The following is a 15,531-nucleotide window of genomic DNA, read 5'->3' as shown; positions in this document are numbered from 1 at the left end:
CCGAGGACCGCCGAGGACAGGGAGGCACACGTGCTGAATGAGGTCGACCACTGGCTGGAGCGACGCTCATGGAGCGCTGCCGAACGCCCGCTGCCCCGGCTGCTGGCCGCCAAGCGGGCGGCCGGACCGGCGGGCAGTGTGAGCGTGGTGCTTCCGGCGCTGAACGAGGAGGCGACGGTCGGCGACATCGTCGCCGCGATCCGCCGCGGGCTGATGACCGAGGAGGTACCGCTGGTCGACGAACTGGTGGTGGTGGACTCCGGCTCCACCGACCGCACCTCCGAGGTGGCGGCCGCCGCGGGCGCGAAGGTGGTGCACCGCGACGAGGTGCTGCCCCGGCTGCCCACGGTGCCGGGCAAGGGCGAGGTGCTGTGGCGGTCGCTGCTGGCCACCAGCGGCGAGATCGTCTGCTTCGTCGACGCGGACCTGCGGGACTTCGACACCACGTTCGTGTCGGGCATCGTCGGGCCGCTGCTGACCGACCCGGACCTGGCGATGGTCAAGGCGATGTACGACCGCGCCATCGGCGACAGCCCGGCCGGCGGCGGCCGGGTCACCGAGCTGGTCGCCCGTCCCCTGCTCAACCTGTACTGGCCGCAGCTCGCGGGCTTCGTCCAGCCGCTGGGCGGCGAGTACGCGGCACGCCGCTCCCTGCTGGAGCGGCTCAGCTTCCCCGTCGGCTACGGCGTCGAGCTGGGCCTGCTGGTGGACGCGCTGCACACCGTCGGGCTCGACGCGCTCGCGCAGGTCGACGTCGGCGTGCGCAGGCACCGCAACCAGGACGGGCTGGCGCTGGGGCGGATGGCCGCGGCGATACACCGCACCGCCCACGTACGACAGGCGCGCGGCCCGCTGATACGCCCGGTGCTCACGCAGTTCGAGCGGGTGCCCGGGGGCGGGTTCGTCCCGCACAGCCACCCGGTGGACACCGAGGAGCGCCCGCCGATGTGCACCGTCCCCGAGTACACCGCCCGCCGCACCGCGGCCTGAGAGGGGGGACCCCGGCCCGGCGCGCGCCGGTGAAGTGCGTACCCGGCCCGGCGCGCGCCGTTCCAACCGCTCCCGCACCGACCGGTGCGGGAGCTCCCCCGCGTGCGCCGCCCCTCCCCCACCGCCCCGTGCGCTCCGGCGGGCCCGTCCCGGCCCGTCCGGCCCCCGTGTGACGAGAACCGTACGTTTGAGCGGTACGGACAGCGGCTAGGTTCCGCTCATGGTCACTCGGCACCAGGTACTCGTCGCCTCCAACCGCGGTCCCGTCTCCCACACGCTCGGCGAAGGGGGCGAGCTGACCGTCAAACGCGGCGGCGGCGGGCTGGTATCCGGCCTGTCGGCCGTCAAGGGCGACGCGGTGTGGGTCTGCGCGGCGCTGGGCGAGGGCGACCGCGAGGCGGTGCGCCGCACCGGCGGCGAGCTGGACCCGGCGGACACCGGCGGCCAGCAGGTGCGGATGCTCGACATCGCGCCCGACGTCTTCGCGGACGCCTACAACGGCATCGCCAACTCCGTGCTGTGGTTCGTCCACCACATGCTCTACCAGACCCCGACGGAGCCCGTCTTCGACGCGGACTTCGAACGGCAGTGGCGCTCCTACGAGGCGTACAACGCGGCGTTCGCCGACGCGCTGGCCCGGGAGGCCGCCGAGGGCGCGGCCGTCCTCGTGCAGGACTACCACCTCACCCTCGTCCCGGCCATGCTGCGCGAGCGGCGGCCAGACCTGCGCATCGGCCACTTCTCGCACACCCCTTGGGCGCCGCCGGACTACTTCCGGATGCTGCCGGACGACCCGGACGGCGGGGTGGCCGCCGAGGTGCTGCGCGGCATCCTGGGCGCCGACCGGGCCGCCTTCCTCACCCAGCGCTGGGCCAACGCCTTCACCGACTGCTGCGTGAGGCTGCTGGGCGCGGAGGTCGCCGTGGCCGACGGCGGCGACGAGATGATCGTCACCCACGAGGGCCGCCGGACGCGCATAGGCGTCCACGGGCTGGGCGCCGACGCCGACTTCCTGCGCGAACGCTCCCGGCGGCCGGACGTGGAGGACCGCATCGCGCTGCTGCGCGAGCAGATCGGCCGCGGGCCCGACGGCGAGCCGCGCAGGGCGATCGTGCGCGTGGACCGCACCGAGCTGTCCAAGAACATCGTCCGCGGCCTGCTCGCCTACCGGCGGCTGCTGGCGGACCGCCCCGAGTGGCGCGGCCGGGTCGTGCACGTCGCCTTCGCCTACCCCTCCCGGCAGGACCTGGCGGTCTACCGCGAGTACACCGACGAGGTCGCCCGTGTCGCCGCCGAGATCAACGCGGAGTACGGCGAGGGCGACTGGACACCGGTCGAGCTGCACCTCAAGGACGACTTCGCGCGCTCCCTGGCGGCCTACCGGCTGGCCGACGTCGCCCTGGTCAACCCGATCCGGGACGGCATGAACCTGGTGGCCAAGGAGATCCCGGTGCTCTCCGACGGCGGCTGCGCGCTGGTCCTCTCCCGCGAGGCGGGCGCCTTCGCCGAACTGGCCGAGGACGCCATCACCGTCAACCCCTACGACATCGGCGCGACGGCGGACGCCCTGCACCGGGCGCTGACGATGGACGCGGGCGAGCGTGCCGAGCGCACCAAGCGCCTGGCCGCGGCGGCCACGGCCCTGCCGCCCACGAAGTGGTTCCTGGACCAGCTGAACGCGCTTCGCGGCTGACCGCCGGCCGCCTGCCGGACCCTCGTACGCGTGGGGCGGCCAACGGGCCTGCGCCCGCGGCCGCCCCACGCGGCACTCCACGCGGCACCCCGTGCGGAGGCCACCGGGCCGTCAGGCCCCCAGCGCGTCCGCCAGCGCGCCCAGCAGGCCCACCACCCCGGCGGGGCCGTCCACGACCAGATCCGCCCGTTCGGCCAGTGCGGTGACCTCGTCGCTGCCGCTGCACAGCAGCACCCCGGGCACGCCCTCGCCGCGCAGCCGGTCCACCGCGTCGTAGGCGGCCAGATCGCCCAGGTCGTCGCCGCCGTAGAGGACCGAGGCGGCACCCGTCTCGCGGAGGAACTCCGACAGGGCCATGCCCTTGTCCATGCCCGGGGGCCGCAGTTCCAGCACCAGCCGGCCGGGCTCCACGGCCAGCCCGTGCCGCCCGGCCAGGTCCGCCAGGGGTTCGCGCAGCAACTCGAAGGCACCCTGCGGATCGGCGGCCCGGCGGGTGTGCACGGCCAGCGCGCGGCCCTTGTCCTCGGTCCGGACGCCCTGCGGCGCCCCGGCCTTCTCCAGCAGACCGGGCAGTTCGGCGCGTACGGCCTCCACACCGGGGTGGGGCGGCGGGGTGCGGGTCTCGCCCGTGGCGGCGTCCCAGCGCTCCGCGCCGTACGCGCCGAGCACCACCAGACGCTCCAGGCCCGGTGCCCCGGCGAAGCCGCCGTAGCGCGCGGCCGTCCCGGCCGGGCGCCCGGTGACGATGGCGACGGCCCGCAGCAGCGGCGCCAGCCGGCTGAGGACGGGCACCGCCTCCGGGTGGGCGCGGGCGCTGTCGGGGTCGGGGACGATCGGGGCGATCGTCCCGTCGAAGTCGAGGGCGACCACGGCCCGCCCGGGGTCGGCCAGCAGTGCGGCCAGCCCGTCGCGTCCGGCGGGGGTGGTCGGTACGGGGAGTTGCTCCGGGAAGGTGTGTGAGGAGTGGCTGCCCATGCCTGGGACCATACCCACCGGCCGTCTCCTCACCGCTCCCGGCGACGGCCCGCCACGGCCGTGTCACCCGTCACGGTCCGCACCACCGGCGCGGGCCGCGCTCCTACCGCAGCCCGCGCCGCTCGTCGCGGCGGCGGCGGAGCCGGTTGACCGTGACCGGGTCGCGGGCCAGGGCGCGCGGGTCGTCGAGCAGGGCGTTGAGCACCTGGTAGTAGCGCGTGGGGGACATGCCGAGGCGCTCGCGTATCGCACGCTCCTTGGCACCGGGGTTCGGCCAGCCGCGGCGCTCGACGGCGAGCACGGCCTCGTCCTCCTCGGACAGGCCGCCGGTGCCGTTGCCGCCGCTCGGCTGCTCGCTGCCGGTGCTCACCCCTCCAACCTACTGCCGCGCTCGGACACCGCATCCCGGCGGCCGGACGGTCCGCGCCCCATCGCGTATCGCTTCGACAACGGTGCTTCACTCTCCCAGGTCGGGGCTGCTATCCACGTGCGTGTACCCGCCCACCTGATTCCACCGCCGGCCGCACCGCTCCCCCGTCCACCCCCACACCCACACCCACGCCCCCGTCACGAGGAGCCCCCGCATGTCCGCCGCAGAGCAGTCCCGCACCGCCGCCGAGATCGCCACCCAGCCCGGCTGCTGGCGGCGGGCGGCGAGGGCGGTGGAGTCCGGGTCCGCCGGGGCGCTGCCGCGCCCGGGCGAGCGGGTGGCGGTGACCGGCTGCGGCACCTCGTGGTTCATGGCCCAGTCCTACGCGGCGCTGCGCGAGGCCGCCGGGCAGGGCGAGACGGACGCCTTCGCGGCCTCGGAGTTCCCGGCCGGGCGCGCGTACGACCGCGTGGTGGCGATCACCCGCTCCGGCACCACCTCCGAGGTGCTCGGCCTCCTGGCCCACCTGCGGGGCCGCGTGCCGACCACCGCCCTGACCGCCGACCCCGCCACGCCCGTGATGGAGGCCGCCGACCACACCGCCGTCCTGGACTGGGCCGACGAGGAGTCGGTCGTCCAGACCCGCTTCGCCACGACGGCGCTGGCCCTGCTGCGCGCGGGCCTGGAGCGGCACGGCGCGCTGCCGGCCGGGGTGAAGCCGGTCGAGCAGGCGGCGGTCGACGCGGAGCTGGCCGTCGTCCAGCCGCTGCCCCCGGCCGCGCTGGGCGCCGAGCAGTGGACGTTCCTGGGTCGCGGCTGGACGTACGGCCTGGCGCTGGAGGCGGCCCTGAAGATGCGCGAGGCGGCCGGTGCCTGGACGGAGGCGTACCCGGCGATGGAGTACCGCCACGGCCCCATCGCGATCGCCCGCCCGGGCCGTGCCGTCTGGCTGCTGGGCTCCCTGCCGGAGGGGCTCTCCGGCGACATCGCGCGGGTGGGCGGGGCACTGCTCGCGGACTCGGACTGCCCGGGAACGGGCGAGCGGGCGCTGGACCCGATGGCCGACCTGATCCGGGCCCAGCGCCTGGCGGTCGCCCTGGCGGAGGCCTCCGGCGCGGACCCGGACCGGCCGCGCAACCTCACGCGCAGCGTGGTCCTGGGCTGACGCGCCCGCCGGCGCCCCTCCCCCCGCCGGGCCGTACGGCCGCCCGTCCGTACGGCCGCCCGGTCCGTACCTCTCGTACGGCCCGTACAGCCCTCGTACAACCGGGAACTGTACGTGCGGAAATCCCCGGAACCGGCTGACGCGGCGGGGCGCCGCGAACACAGTGGGCGCATGGATGAACACCGCGAGAATTCACCCGACCACCTGACCATCCGCGTGCAGGCCCAGGACGACCCCGTCTCCCGGGTCACCGAGCAGGACACCGCCGAGGCGTCGGTGCGCTACCCGCATGTCGTGATCCGGGGGCCCGTCTTCGGCTTCGCCGAGCAGCGGCCCGAGGACGGGCCCCGCTGGCGGCTGCTGAGCGACATGGACAGCGGCTTCCCCCAGCACGCCCGGGACGGCCTCAACTCGTACCTGTGGTTCATGGCCCGGGACGACACCGAGGACCGGACGCTGCGCCGCCGGCTGCTGGCCGCCGTCGCCCGGCTGGAGACCGAGCCGGTGGACGAGGTCTCGGTGGGCGACACCCGCTACCGCGTCGTGCGCGGCGACGAGTTCGCCCGCATCGGCCCCGACGGGCTCGAGCCGCCCCGCCCAACCGATCCCGAGCCCCCCGGGCCGCTCTCCTGGGGTCTGGGCGACCGGTCGGTCTCGCGCACGAAGGGCTTCGTCATCGACCACGCCGCCGCCGTCGGTTTCATGACGGGCATCCAGCGGGTCGAGCTGCTGTCGCTGGCCTACCGGGCCGCGCGCTATCCGGAGGAGGTGCGCGCGGACTCCCTGCGCGCCCTCCAGACCCACCCCGGCGTGGTGCTCCTGCCCGCCGCCTTCGCCTTCGCCGAGGAGAAGGAGGACTCCTGGGAACCGGTCTGCGTCTCCCTGCCCACCCCGCACGACGCCCGGCGGTCGATGGTGAACCACCTGAAGGAGATCCGGCCCATGCTCTACGACGTTCCCCCGGACGAGGCCGAGGAGGACGCGCGGGCGGCCGAGGAGTACCTGACCACCACCCCGCGCGGCAACGAGCTGCGGGTGCGCGGCCGCTGCTTCCGGATCGTCCGCGTCGAGCGGCTGATCCGCGTCGGCCCCGGCGGGCCCGAGACGTCCCGCCCCTCGGACTGGGACCCGGAACCGCCGATGCGGCTCCACCCGGTGATGGACGAGTTCGGGAACATCGTCCGCGACTGATCCCTCGAAGTCGTCGGTCGGCACTCGGCCGGGTGCCGACCGATGGCCGGGCCCGCCCATGGTGGAGTTGGTTCTCGGTCTTCCGGTGGCCGCGGGTCCAGCCGGCCGGCCCGGTTCCCGAAGCGGTCCTGCTCTGGGACCCGGCCCCGGGCACGGCACAGACCGAGGAGTGGACTAGACCTTTCGCGGGTGACAGGTGAGACTGTCCCCGTGACTCCTCGGCATGACGAAACCGCGTATGTCGTCGCCCTCGACGTGGGCGGCACCGGGCTGAAGGCCGCCCTCGTCGGGGCCGGCCGCACGCTGCTGCACCAGGCGCGGCGGCCCACCGGGCGGGAGGGCGGGCCGGACGCCGTGGTGGAGAACGTGCTCGCCTTCGCCGCCGAGCTGCGGGAGGCCGGGGTCGTGCGGTACGGCGCCGAGCCGGTGGCCGCGGGGATCGCCGTGCCCGGGATCGTCGACGGCGCGACGGGGACGGCCGTCTACTCCGCCAACCTCGGCTGGCGGGACCTCCCCCTGCGCGACCTGCTGGCCGAACGGCTGGGCGGGGTGCCCGTCGCCCTCGGGCACGACGTGCGCACCGGCGGGCTGGCCGAGGGGCGGATCGGGGCGGGGGCGGGCGTGGACCGCTTCCTGTTCACGGCGCTGGGCACCGGTATCGCGGGGGCCGTCGGGATCGACGGCCGGGTGGAGCCGGGAGCGCACGGCGGCGCGGGCGAGATCGGCCACATCACCGTACGGCCCGGCGGGCCCGAGTGCGGCTGCGGGCGGCGCGGCTGCCTGGAGCTGTTCGCCTCCGCCGCCGCCGTGGGCCGGGCCTGGGCCGAGGCGTGCGGTGATCCGGAGGCGACGGCGGCCGGCGCCGCCCGGGCGGTGGAGGCCGGCGACCCGCGGGCCGCGGCCGTCTGGCACGACGCGGTCGACGCCCTCGCCGAGGGCCTGGTCACCGCGATCACCCTGCTGGATCCGCGGGTGCTGATCGTCGGCGGCGGGCTCGCGGAGGCGGGCGAGACGCTTCTCGCGCCGCTGCGCGAGGCCGTACGCGCCAAGGTCACCTTCCAGCACGTCCCCACGATCGTTCCGGCGGCCCTGGGGGACGCCGCCGGGTGCCTGGGCGCGGGGCTCCTCGCCTGGGACCTACTCTCCGCGGAGGTTGCGAGCCTATGACCGGTCCGAAGACGGCGCAGACGACGGGGGCGCAGACGACGGGGGCGCGGACGGCGGAAGCACCGGCGGCGAGCGCCCGGCCGGCGAGGACGCGGCCGGGCGGGGCGCGGCCGGGCGGTGCGCGGCCGGGCGGTGCGCGGCGCACCGTGCTGACGGGCGCCAGGGTGGTGCTGCCGGACGGCGTGGCCGAGGACGGCAGGGTGACGGTGGAGGGCTCGCGCATCGCCGCCGACGTCCCCGGGGAGGCGGGCACGCTCGACCTGGCCGGCCACTGGGTGGTGCCCGGCTTCGTCGACATGCACGTCCACGGCGGCGGCGGGGCGTCCTTCTCCGCGGGTTCGGCCGAGGAGGCGCTGCGGGCGATCGCCACCCACCGCGCGCACGGCACCACGACGATGGTGGCCTCCACCGTCACCGGCGGTCTGGACGAACTCGCCCGGCAGGCGGCCGTACTGTCGGAGCTGGTGGAGCAGGGCGACCTGGCGGGCATCCACTTCGAGGGGCCGTTCATCGCCCGCAGCCGCTGCGGCGCCCACGATCCCGGCCTGCTGCGCGATCCCGACCCGGCCGATGTGCGCGCGCTGGTGGAGGCAGCGCGCGGCGCGGCGCGGATGGTGACGCTCGCTCCTGAGCTGCCCGGCGGTCTGGAGTCGGTGCGGCTGCTGGCCGACAGCGGGGTGATCGCGGCCGTCGGCCACACCGACGCCTCGTACGAGGCCGTGCTGGAGGCCATCGGGGCGGGCGCGACGGTCGCCACGCACCTGTTCAACGCGATGCCCGCGCTGCTGCACCGCGCCCCCGGCCCGGTGGCGGCGCTGCTGGAGGACGAGCGGGTCACCGTCGAGCTGATCAACGACGGCGTCCATCTGCACCCCGCCGTCCTGGAGCTGGCCTTCGCACGCGCCGGCGCCGGCCGGGTCGCCCTCGTCACCGACGCCATGGGCGCGGCCGGGATGGGCGACGGCCTCTATCCGCTCGGCCCGCTGAAGGTGCGCGTCACCGACGGCGTCGCCCGGCTGGTGGAGGGCGGCTCGATCGCGGGGTCCACGCTCACCCTGGACGAGGCGCTGCGGCGCGCGGTGACGGTGGACGGCCTGCGCATCGAGGACGCGGTGCGGGCCCTGGCGCTCAACCCGGCGCGGCTGCTGGGGGTCGCCGACCGGGTGGGGTCGATCGAGCCCGGCAAGGACGCCGACCTGGTGGTGCTGGACGACGGCTACCGGGTCGCGGGCGTCATGCGCCGGGGCGAGTGGCTGGTGCCCCCGGCCCTCCCGGACACCGCCGGGGCCGCCGGGGTTGTACGCGGCGGCGCGACGGGCTGATTGCGTTCCGGTCTCGTTCCCACATCGAGCGGAGGCGGGTGTCTCCGCCCTCTGGGCCGACCGCCTCCGCTTTGGCATGATCACTCGCACGGTCGGCGGCCCCGCGCCGCCGTGGGTATGCCGAACGTTCACACTCGCCGGTGGGAGGCGGAGTACCGGATGATCCTGACCGTCACGCTCAACGCGGCTTTGGACATCACCTACCGCGTCCCCCGCCTGGAGCCCCGCGCCTCCCACCGGGTCCGGGAGGTCGCCGAGCGCCCGGGCGGCAAGGGCCTGAACGTGGCGCGGGTCCTGGGCGCGCTGGGCCACGAGACGCTGGTGACCGGCTTCACCGGCGGCCCGAACGGCGACCGGCTGCGGGCGCTGCTGTCGGAGGTGACGGAGGAGGGCCCGGTCGGGGACGCGTTCGTCGCCGTCGGCGGGGACACCCGCCGCACCGTCACGGTCGTGGACGAGGCGTCCGGCGACGCCACCGTGCTCAACGAGCCCGGCCCGCAGATAGCCCCCGCCGAGTGGGAGCGCTTCCTGGACTTCTACGGCGGGCTGCTGCACGACGCCACCGCCGTGGCCCTGTGCGGCAGCCTGCCGCCCGGGGTGCCCGTGGGGGCGTACGGGGCGCTGGTGCGCGCCGCGCGAACCGCGGGCGTGCCCGTGCTGCTGGACACCGAAGGGGAGCCGCTGCTGCGCGGGCTGGCCGCCCGGCCGGACGTCGTCAAGCCCAACTCCCGGGAACTGGCCGGGATAACGGGCACCACCGAGCCGCTGCGGGCCGCGCGGCTGACGCGGCGGCGCGGGGCGCACTCCGTGGTCGCCTCGCTGGGCGAGGACGGCCTGCTGGCCCTCACCCCGGAGGGCGTCTGGCGCGTCGAGCCGCCCCGGCGGCTGGCGGGCAACCCGACTGGGGCGGGGGACTCGGTGGTGGCCGCGCTGCTGTCCGGACTCGTGGAGGGCCTGCCCTGGCCGGACCGGCTGGCCCGCGCCGCCGCCCTGTCGGCGGCGACCGTACGGGCCGAGGCGGCGGGCGAGTTCGACCGGGTGCTGTACGAGGAGCTGCTGCCCGGGGTGCGGATCGACCGGCAGATGGCGGCCGTCTGACGGCCCGTCCGGCGGCCCGGCGGGCGGCGACGGGAGTCGCGGGACGGCGGCGGGACGGCGGCGGTACGGCGGCGGTACGGCGGCGGGCGGGGAAGACGGGCACGAAAGACGGGTACGGAGGAGGGCGGGCATGCCACTGGTCGGCAGCGGGGAACTCGTGGCGGACGCGCACGCGTCCGGCCGCGGCGTCGCCGCGTTCAACGTCATCACCCTGGAGCACGCCGAGGCGATCGCCGCCGGCGCGGAGGCCGCCGGCCTGCCCGCCATCCTCCAGATCTCCGAGAACGCCGTGCGCTTCCACGGCGGCCGGCTCGCCCCCGTCGCCGCCGCCGCGGCGGCCGTGGCGCGGGCCTCCGGCGCGCCGCTGGCGCTGCACCTGGACCACGTGGAGAGCCCCGAGCTGCTGCGCGCCGCGCCGGAGGCCGGGTTCGGCTCGGTGATGTTCGACGCCTCGAAGCTGCCCTACGGCCGCAATGTGGCGGCCACGGCGGAGGCCGTGCGGTTCGGCCACGCGCACGGGATGTGGGTGGAGGCCGAGCTGGGCCGGGTCGGCGGCAAGCCCGGCGACGGGGAGCCGGAGGAGGGGCGCGGAACGCTCGACGCGCACGCCCCCGGTGTGCGGACCGATCCCGCCGAGGCCGCGGCGTATGTGGCCGCCACCGGTGTGGACGCCCTGGCCGTCGCGGTCGGCAGCTCCCACGCCATGACCGAGCGCACCGCCGTCCTCGACCACGCCCTGATCGGCGAGCTGCGCGAGGCCGTGCCCGTGCCGCTGGTGCTGCACGGCTCCTCCGGGGTGCCGGACGGGGAACTGCGGCGGGCGGTCGCGGCCGGAATGACGAAGATCAACGTGGGGACGGCACTGAACACCGCCTTCACCGGGGCCGTCCGCGCCTTCCTCGCGCAGGACGCGCGGACCGTCGATCCGCGCAGGTACCTGCTCCCGGCGCGGGAGGCGATGGCTCAGGCGGTGGCGGCCTTCCTGAAGGTGGTCGGCGGCTGACGGGCCTGCGCCTCGCCGCCGGCCCCTGTCGCGGCGGCGTCAGCCGCGGACGTGACCCTCCTTGAGCCAGACCCGGTCGAGGACGAACCCGCACTGGTTGCCCTCCTCGCAGGAGATGCTGACGGTGTTGGAGCCTTTGTTCAGATCGACCCAGGCGAAGGTGCGCGTCCAGCCCTTCTCCCACTCGCCCTCGCCCGCGCCCGCGAAGTTCTTCATGTTCAGCGGATCCTTGCGGGGCGTGCCGTTGACGGCGAGCGTGGAGTTCGCGTCCTTGCCCGGCACCCCGTAGCCGACGAACAGCGTGTACTTGCCGTCCTCGGGGACCTCGAAGGTCCAGGTCGCCGAGGACCCGGGCTTGTCGAGACCGGTGACGTACGCGCCGCTCCTGGACTGGGCTCCCTGGACGGCCTTGTCCGTGGTCGCTCCGCCGCCGAGCTGGAGGCTGGCCGCGTCCTCCGAGGGGAGGGCGCCCGGCTCCTTCTCCTTGTTCTTGTTCTTGTCGGAGCCCTTGTCCCCGTCGTCCCCGTCGTCCCCGCCACCGTCGCCGGCTCCGGCCGTGGCGGCCTGGACACCGCCGGTCTGGTCCGCGTTCGCGTCGTCGCCGTCACTGAAGAAGATCGCGGCGCCCACGCCGAGGACCACCGCGGCGACGACCGCCAGCGCGCCGACCAGCAGGCCGTTGTGGTTGCGGCCGCGCCCCCGGCCGGCCGGACCCGCCGCGGCGGCCTCGCGCCGCGCGGCGGCACGGCCGCCGGGCACGGTCTCGGGGGCCGCGTAGTGCGCGCTGGACTGGTGCGCCTGCTGCTGGTGCTGGCGCGGCGGTCCCTGCTGCTGGCCCTGCTGCCCGCCGTAGCGGCGCTCGCCCACGGCGCGGACCTGGTTGTACGAGGTGCGAGGCACTCCCGGCTGCGACGCCGCGGCGCCCCCGCCGCCGCCCGTACCGCCCTCGGAGCGGTAGAGGTAGGCGAACGGGTCGTCGTTCTCCGGCGTGCCCGAGCCGTTGTTACCGGCGGTCATTCCGTGCGCTCCTCCATGACGGGTGCCTGCCCGGCGCAGCCTACCTCTTTCGGGTTAAAGAACGCGGCGCCTGTGACCTCTCGCACCCCCGCCCGGCCCTGCCCCCGGCGCCGGGCCGGGCGGGACCTCATCCGGCCCTGCGGTGGGCCTTGGACCGCGACCGCTTCTCGACGTACATCCGCTGGTCGGCGGAGTGCAGGACCTCCTCGGCGGACATGCCGCACCCCGCCCAGCTGATGCCGAAGCTCGCCCCCACCCGCACCGCGCGCCCCTCCACGCGGATGGGCGGAATGATCGCGTTGCGCAGCCGTACGGCCAGGTCAGCGGCATCACCGCGGCACAGCCCGTCCGCCAGGACGACGAATTCGTCACCACCCAGCCGGGCGACGGTGTCATTGTCGCGAACACCACTCGAAAGGCGTCTCGCCACCTCGATCAGCACGGCGTCGCCGCAGTGGTGGCCGAAGCGGTCGTTGATCGACTTGAAGCCGTCGAGGTCGCAGAAGAGGACGGCCAGCCCCTTCTCGGACGGGTCGTCGCTCACGGGCGGGACGGTGTGGACGTGGTGGTCGTAGCCGCCGGCCGGCTCCGGGAAGACTCCCCCGAAGCAGTCCCGGTAACCGTCCGGGCCGAAGCCGTCGAGGCCGAACCCGCCGCCGGGACCGCCACCGAGGCCCTCGGGTCCGAAACCGCCGTCGACGGCGCCGCCGGCGCCCCCCGGGCCCATCTGCGCGGCGTCGGGCACCGGAGCGGGCTTGTCGCACAGCCGGGCGCTGAGCCGGGCCCGCAGCTCGGCGCTGTTGGGCAGGCCGGTGAGCGAGTCGTGGCTGGCGCGGTGGGCGAGCTGGAGCTCGTGGCGCTTGCGCTCCTCGATGTCCTCGACGTGGGTGAGCAGGAAGCGCGGGCCGTCGGTGGCGTCGGCCACCACCGAGTTGCGCAGGGAGACCCACAGGTAGGAGCCGTCGCGCCGCGCCAGCCGCAGCTCGGCCCGGCCGCCCTCGGCGGAGGTGCGCAGCAGGGTGGTCAGGTCCTCGGGGTGGACGAGGTCGGAGAAGCTGTAGCGCCGCAGCGCCGCCGCCGGCCGGCCCAGCAGCCGGCACAGCGCGTCGTTGGTGCGCACCAGCCGTCCGTGCTGGTCGCCGCCCAGCTCGGTGATCGCCATGCCGCTGGGCGCGTACTCGAACGCCTGCCGGAAGCTCTCCTCGCTCGCCCGCAGCGCCTGCTGCTCGCGCTCCAGGCGGACCAGCGCGCGCTGCATGTTTGCGCGCAGCCGGGCGTTGCTGATCGCAATCCCCGCCTGGAAGGCGTACATCTGCAGCGCTTCGCGCCCCCATGCGCCCGGGCGCCGCCCGTTGCGCGGCTTGTCGACGGAGATGACGCCGAGGAGCTCTCCGTCGGAGGAGTGCATCGGCGCCATCAGGAGGTCCATGGGGTGCCACTCGTCGGGATACCGCGGCGCCGGCCCGGCGGTGTGCCACTGCGGCACGTCGTCGTCCGTCAGGACCCACGCCTCGGTGTACGGGATGAAGCGCAGCTCGCCCCAGCGCTCCCCCAGCGCCAGCCGCCGCTCCCAGGCCGCCCGCGAGCCCGTGCGGCCCGCCATCATCGCCTCGGCGCCCTCGCTGCCTGCGACGGCCGCCACCACGAGGTCCCCGTCGGGCTTGACGAGGTTGACCGCGGCCAGTTCGAAGTCGAGGCCGTTCACGATGCCGTCGGCGACGGTCTGCAGGGTGTCCGCCAGGCTGCGCGCGGTGTTGAGGTCCGCCATGGACTGGTGGAGCCTGCGCAGGGTGGCGAGGCGCACGTACGGCTCCGACTCGGCTTCCATCCGCCCTCCCCCTGAGACTCGAGTGAGTGACTCCAGATGATCCGGTTTTGGACTTTCTCCTGTCTTCAAGCCACTGAATCACAGCGAGCTGTCCAGCCGGTACACAGGGTCAACAATTGACCCTGTGTGTGACTCATGTCACAACCGAGTGTGGGCGCGCGACCGCGCCGCGTGGGAGCGCTCCTGCCCGGACCACAACCGTACCGAACGCAAATTCCGGCTCTGACCTGCGGATCGTTCAGCCCATGTACCTAGGTCCGACCTGGTCCCCGGGGCCGATGCGGACCCCCGGAGCAGCGTCTAGCGTGCGAGGTGTGCACTCGACACCGCAGCAGCAGATGTCCCGGAACGCCCCTACTTCGACCTCGCGCCGCACCTCCGGTGTCCCGCATCCTGAGGGGGTGGGCGAGGAGGAGTTCCGCGCAGCCCTGGCACGGCTGGCCGCAGGCGTGGTACTGGTGACGGCGCACGACCCGGAGGACGGGCCGCGCGGCGAGGACGCGGGCATGACCGCGACCTCCTTCCTCTCCGTCTCCCTGGACCCGCCGCTGGTACTGGTCAGCGTGCGCGAGGGCTCCCGGATGGACGAGCTGCTGGAACGGCAGCCGCTGTGGGCCGCCTCGCTCCTCGCGGAGGGCCAGCGCCACATCGCGGGCCGCTTCTCCATGCGCGGCCGCGTCAGCGACCGACTGCTCTTCCAGGACATGCCCTGCACCCGCGGCGAGGCCTCCGGCGCGCCCCTGGTCGACGGCGCGCTGGCGACGGTGGAGTGCCGTACCGAGCAGCGGGTGGGCGCGGGCGACCACACACTGGTGATCGGCCGGGTGCTGGCCACCTCGCTGCCGTCCTCGGAGGGCGGGCCCCTGACGTACTTCCGCGGGCGCTACCGCCACCTGGCATAGCGGCCACCCGGCCGGAAAGCGCGCCCGCCGTCCACAGGCCCCGACGGGCCGGGCCGTGCGCTGACTACACTGACGCGGCACGACCTTGGCACAGCGTGGCGACTAATCGGGGGACGGGGGCACGGCGTGACGGGCGAGCGTGACTTCGGCGGCGGCAAGGGCCTGGACTACCGGGCCGAAACGCTGACCGCCTTCAAGGGCCGCATCGACGAGCTCCTGGCCGAGTTGGGGAAGTCCCCGGCGTCCCACAAGCAGATCGGCGAACAGACCGTCACCCCGGACGCGTACGGCACGGGCTTCAGCGCGGCGGAGGATCTGTCAGCCCTCTATGACAAGGTGCACACGCGCCTGGAAACGCTCTCCCGGCTGTTCGGCGAGCAGTTGGAGGCGCTGGGCATCGCCACCGAGATCGTGGACAAGGGCTACGGCAACGTCGAGGCGGACCAGCGGCAGCGCTTCCAGGCCATCCAGACGCAGGTGGACGAGCACTGGGCGGCAAGCAGGCGGGGCGACTCCGAGAGCGGCCGGGACTCCTCCTCCGAAGGCACCAAGAAGGGCCTCGACGCGGACACGGACTTCGAGTAAAGGGGGGCAGGAATGGCCACAGGAGAGTTCGAGGGCAAGTCACTCGCCGCGCTCAACGCGATGGTCGCGAAGGCCGACCCCGGTCTGCTCACCTCTCGCGGCCAGGCCCTCGGCAAGGCCGGCTCCGACATGGACGGCATCGGCAGCGAACTGCGTACCTACATCGACCGCGTGGAGTGGGACGGCGAGGGCGGCGACGCCTTCCGCGAGTGGGGGCGCCAGTTC

The 15,531-nt window shown here is 75.0% G+C and carries 14 protein-coding genes; 10 read left to right on the top strand and 4 right to left on the bottom strand.

Translation table 11 applies throughout. The features are described 5' to 3' along the window. The first annotated feature begins 30 nt into the window (after window positions 1-30). Together BMY40_RS13040 and BMY40_RS13035 are read left to right on the top strand one after the other, a co-directional pair. Entirely contained in the window at window positions 31-990 is a 960-nt protein-coding gene (locus BMY40_RS13040; RefSeq protein ID WP_093658901.1) for a glucosyl-3-phosphoglycerate synthase, read from the top strand. A gap of 220 nt (window positions 991-1,210) precedes the next feature. Then, entirely contained in the window at window positions 1,211-2,683 is a 1,473-nt protein-coding gene (locus BMY40_RS13035; RefSeq protein WP_093658899.1) for an alpha,alpha-trehalose-phosphate synthase (UDP-forming), read from the top strand. A 111-nt stretch (window positions 2,684-2,794) separates the two neighbouring features. Here BMY40_RS13035 and otsB read toward each other — a convergent pair whose 3' ends face one another. Both otsB and BMY40_RS13025 read right to left on the bottom strand, forming a co-directional pair. Next, window positions 2,795-3,658 carry a trehalose-phosphatase gene (otsB, locus tag BMY40_RS13030; RefSeq protein ID WP_093658897.1) on the bottom strand — a complete coding sequence of 288 codons (864 nt, stop codon included), beginning with the start codon at window positions 3,656-3,658 and terminating at the stop codon, window positions 2,795-2,797. A gap of 103 nt (window positions 3,659-3,761) precedes the next feature. Then, complete coding sequence (locus tag BMY40_RS13025) at window positions 3,762-4,028, bottom strand: DUF3263 domain-containing protein (RefSeq protein ID WP_093658895.1); 267 nt, start codon at window positions 4,026-4,028, stop codon at window positions 3,762-3,764. A 214-nt stretch (window positions 4,029-4,242) separates the two neighbouring features. Between BMY40_RS13025 and BMY40_RS13020 the strand changes: the two genes are divergently transcribed. From BMY40_RS13020 to BMY40_RS12995, 6 genes are all read left to right on the top strand, one after another. Beyond that, entirely contained in the window at window positions 4,243-5,193 is a 951-nt protein-coding gene (locus BMY40_RS13020; protein WP_093658893.1) for an SIS domain-containing protein, read from the top strand. Between the two features lie 171 nt (window positions 5,194-5,364). Beyond that, window positions 5,365-6,384 (top strand): DUF5954 family protein, encoded by a 1,020-nt coding sequence (locus tag BMY40_RS13015; protein WP_093658891.1) that lies wholly within the window; start codon window positions 5,365-5,367, stop codon window positions 6,382-6,384. A gap of 210 nt (window positions 6,385-6,594) precedes the next feature. Next, window positions 6,595-7,551 carry an ROK family protein gene (locus tag BMY40_RS13010; RefSeq protein ID WP_245770053.1) on the top strand — a complete coding sequence of 319 codons (957 nt, stop codon included), beginning with the start codon at window positions 6,595-6,597 and terminating at the stop codon, window positions 7,549-7,551. Continuing rightward, complete coding sequence (nagA, locus tag BMY40_RS13005; RefSeq protein WP_093658887.1) at window positions 7,548-8,873, top strand: N-acetylglucosamine-6-phosphate deacetylase; 1,326 nt, start codon at window positions 7,548-7,550, stop codon at window positions 8,871-8,873. The genes BMY40_RS13010 and nagA overlap by 4 nt, the downstream gene beginning before the upstream one ends. A 159-nt stretch (window positions 8,874-9,032) precedes the next feature. Continuing rightward, window positions 9,033-9,971: a 1-phosphofructokinase family hexose kinase gene (locus BMY40_RS13000; RefSeq protein WP_093658885.1), complete on the top strand. Its 939-nt coding sequence runs from the start codon at window positions 9,033-9,035 to the stop codon at window positions 9,969-9,971. Between the two features lie 130 nt (window positions 9,972-10,101). Then, window positions 10,102-10,974, top strand: coding sequence for a class II fructose-bisphosphate aldolase (locus BMY40_RS12995; protein ID WP_093658883.1), 873 nt, complete (start codon window positions 10,102-10,104; stop codon window positions 10,972-10,974). 39 nt (window positions 10,975-11,013) lie between these two features. Here BMY40_RS12995 and BMY40_RS12990 read toward each other — a convergent pair whose 3' ends face one another. After that, complete coding sequence (locus BMY40_RS12990; protein WP_093658881.1) at window positions 11,014-11,991, bottom strand: carbohydrate-binding protein; 978 nt, start codon at window positions 11,989-11,991, stop codon at window positions 11,014-11,016. 127 nt (window positions 11,992-12,118) lie between these two features. Next, complete coding sequence (gene cdgB, locus BMY40_RS12985; protein ID WP_093658879.1) at window positions 12,119-13,819, bottom strand: diguanylate cyclase CdgB; 1,701 nt, start codon at window positions 13,817-13,819, stop codon at window positions 12,119-12,121. A 338-nt stretch (window positions 13,820-14,157) separates the two neighbouring features. Here cdgB and BMY40_RS12980 point away from each other — a divergent pair, with 338 nt between their 5' ends. Next, window positions 14,158-14,721, top strand: coding sequence for a flavin reductase family protein (locus BMY40_RS12980; protein ID WP_093658877.1), 564 nt, complete (start codon window positions 14,158-14,160; stop codon window positions 14,719-14,721). 126 nt (window positions 14,722-14,847) lie between these two features. Beyond that, window positions 14,848-15,306 (top strand): hypothetical protein, encoded by a 459-nt coding sequence (locus tag BMY40_RS12975; protein ID WP_218158280.1) that lies wholly within the window; start codon window positions 14,848-14,850, stop codon window positions 15,304-15,306. Window positions 15,307-15,531: the final 225 nt, after the last annotated feature.

It is taken from the genome of Streptomyces radiopugnans, assembly GCF_900110735.1.
GTDB lineage: Bacteria > Actinomycetota > Actinomycetes > Streptomycetales > Streptomycetaceae > Streptomyces > Streptomyces radiopugnans.
Note: the sequence above shows the minus strand (reverse complement) of the source record. Positions and strands in the feature narration are given on the sequence as shown.

Coding starts and splice junctions, on each gene's coding strand:
- BMY40_RS13035 (WP_093658899.1), top strand. CDS start 1,211: ATGGTCACTCGGCACCAGGTACTCGTCGCCTCCAACCGCGGTCCCGTC.
- otsB (WP_093658897.1), bottom strand. CDS start 3,658: ATGGGCAGCCACTCCTCACACACCTTCCCGGAGCAACTCCCCGTACCG.
- BMY40_RS13020 (WP_093658893.1), top strand. CDS start 4,243: ATGTCCGCCGCAGAGCAGTCCCGCACCGCCGCCGAGATCGCCACCCAG.
- BMY40_RS13015 (WP_093658891.1), top strand. CDS start 5,365: ATGGATGAACACCGCGAGAATTCACCCGACCACCTGACCATCCGCGTG.
- nagA (WP_093658887.1), top strand. CDS start 7,548: ATGACCGGTCCGAAGACGGCGCAGACGACGGGGGCGCAGACGACGGGG.
- BMY40_RS13000 (WP_093658885.1), top strand. CDS start 9,033: ATGATCCTGACCGTCACGCTCAACGCGGCTTTGGACATCACCTACCGC.
- BMY40_RS12995 (WP_093658883.1), top strand. CDS start 10,102: ATGCCACTGGTCGGCAGCGGGGAACTCGTGGCGGACGCGCACGCGTCC.
- BMY40_RS12990 (WP_093658881.1), bottom strand. CDS start 11,991: ATGACCGCCGGTAACAACGGCTCGGGCACGCCGGAGAACGACGACCCG.
- cdgB (WP_093658879.1), bottom strand. CDS start 13,819: ATGGAAGCCGAGTCGGAGCCGTACGTGCGCCTCGCCACCCTGCGCAGG.
- BMY40_RS12980 (WP_093658877.1), top strand. CDS start 14,158: ATGTCCCGGAACGCCCCTACTTCGACCTCGCGCCGCACCTCCGGTGTC.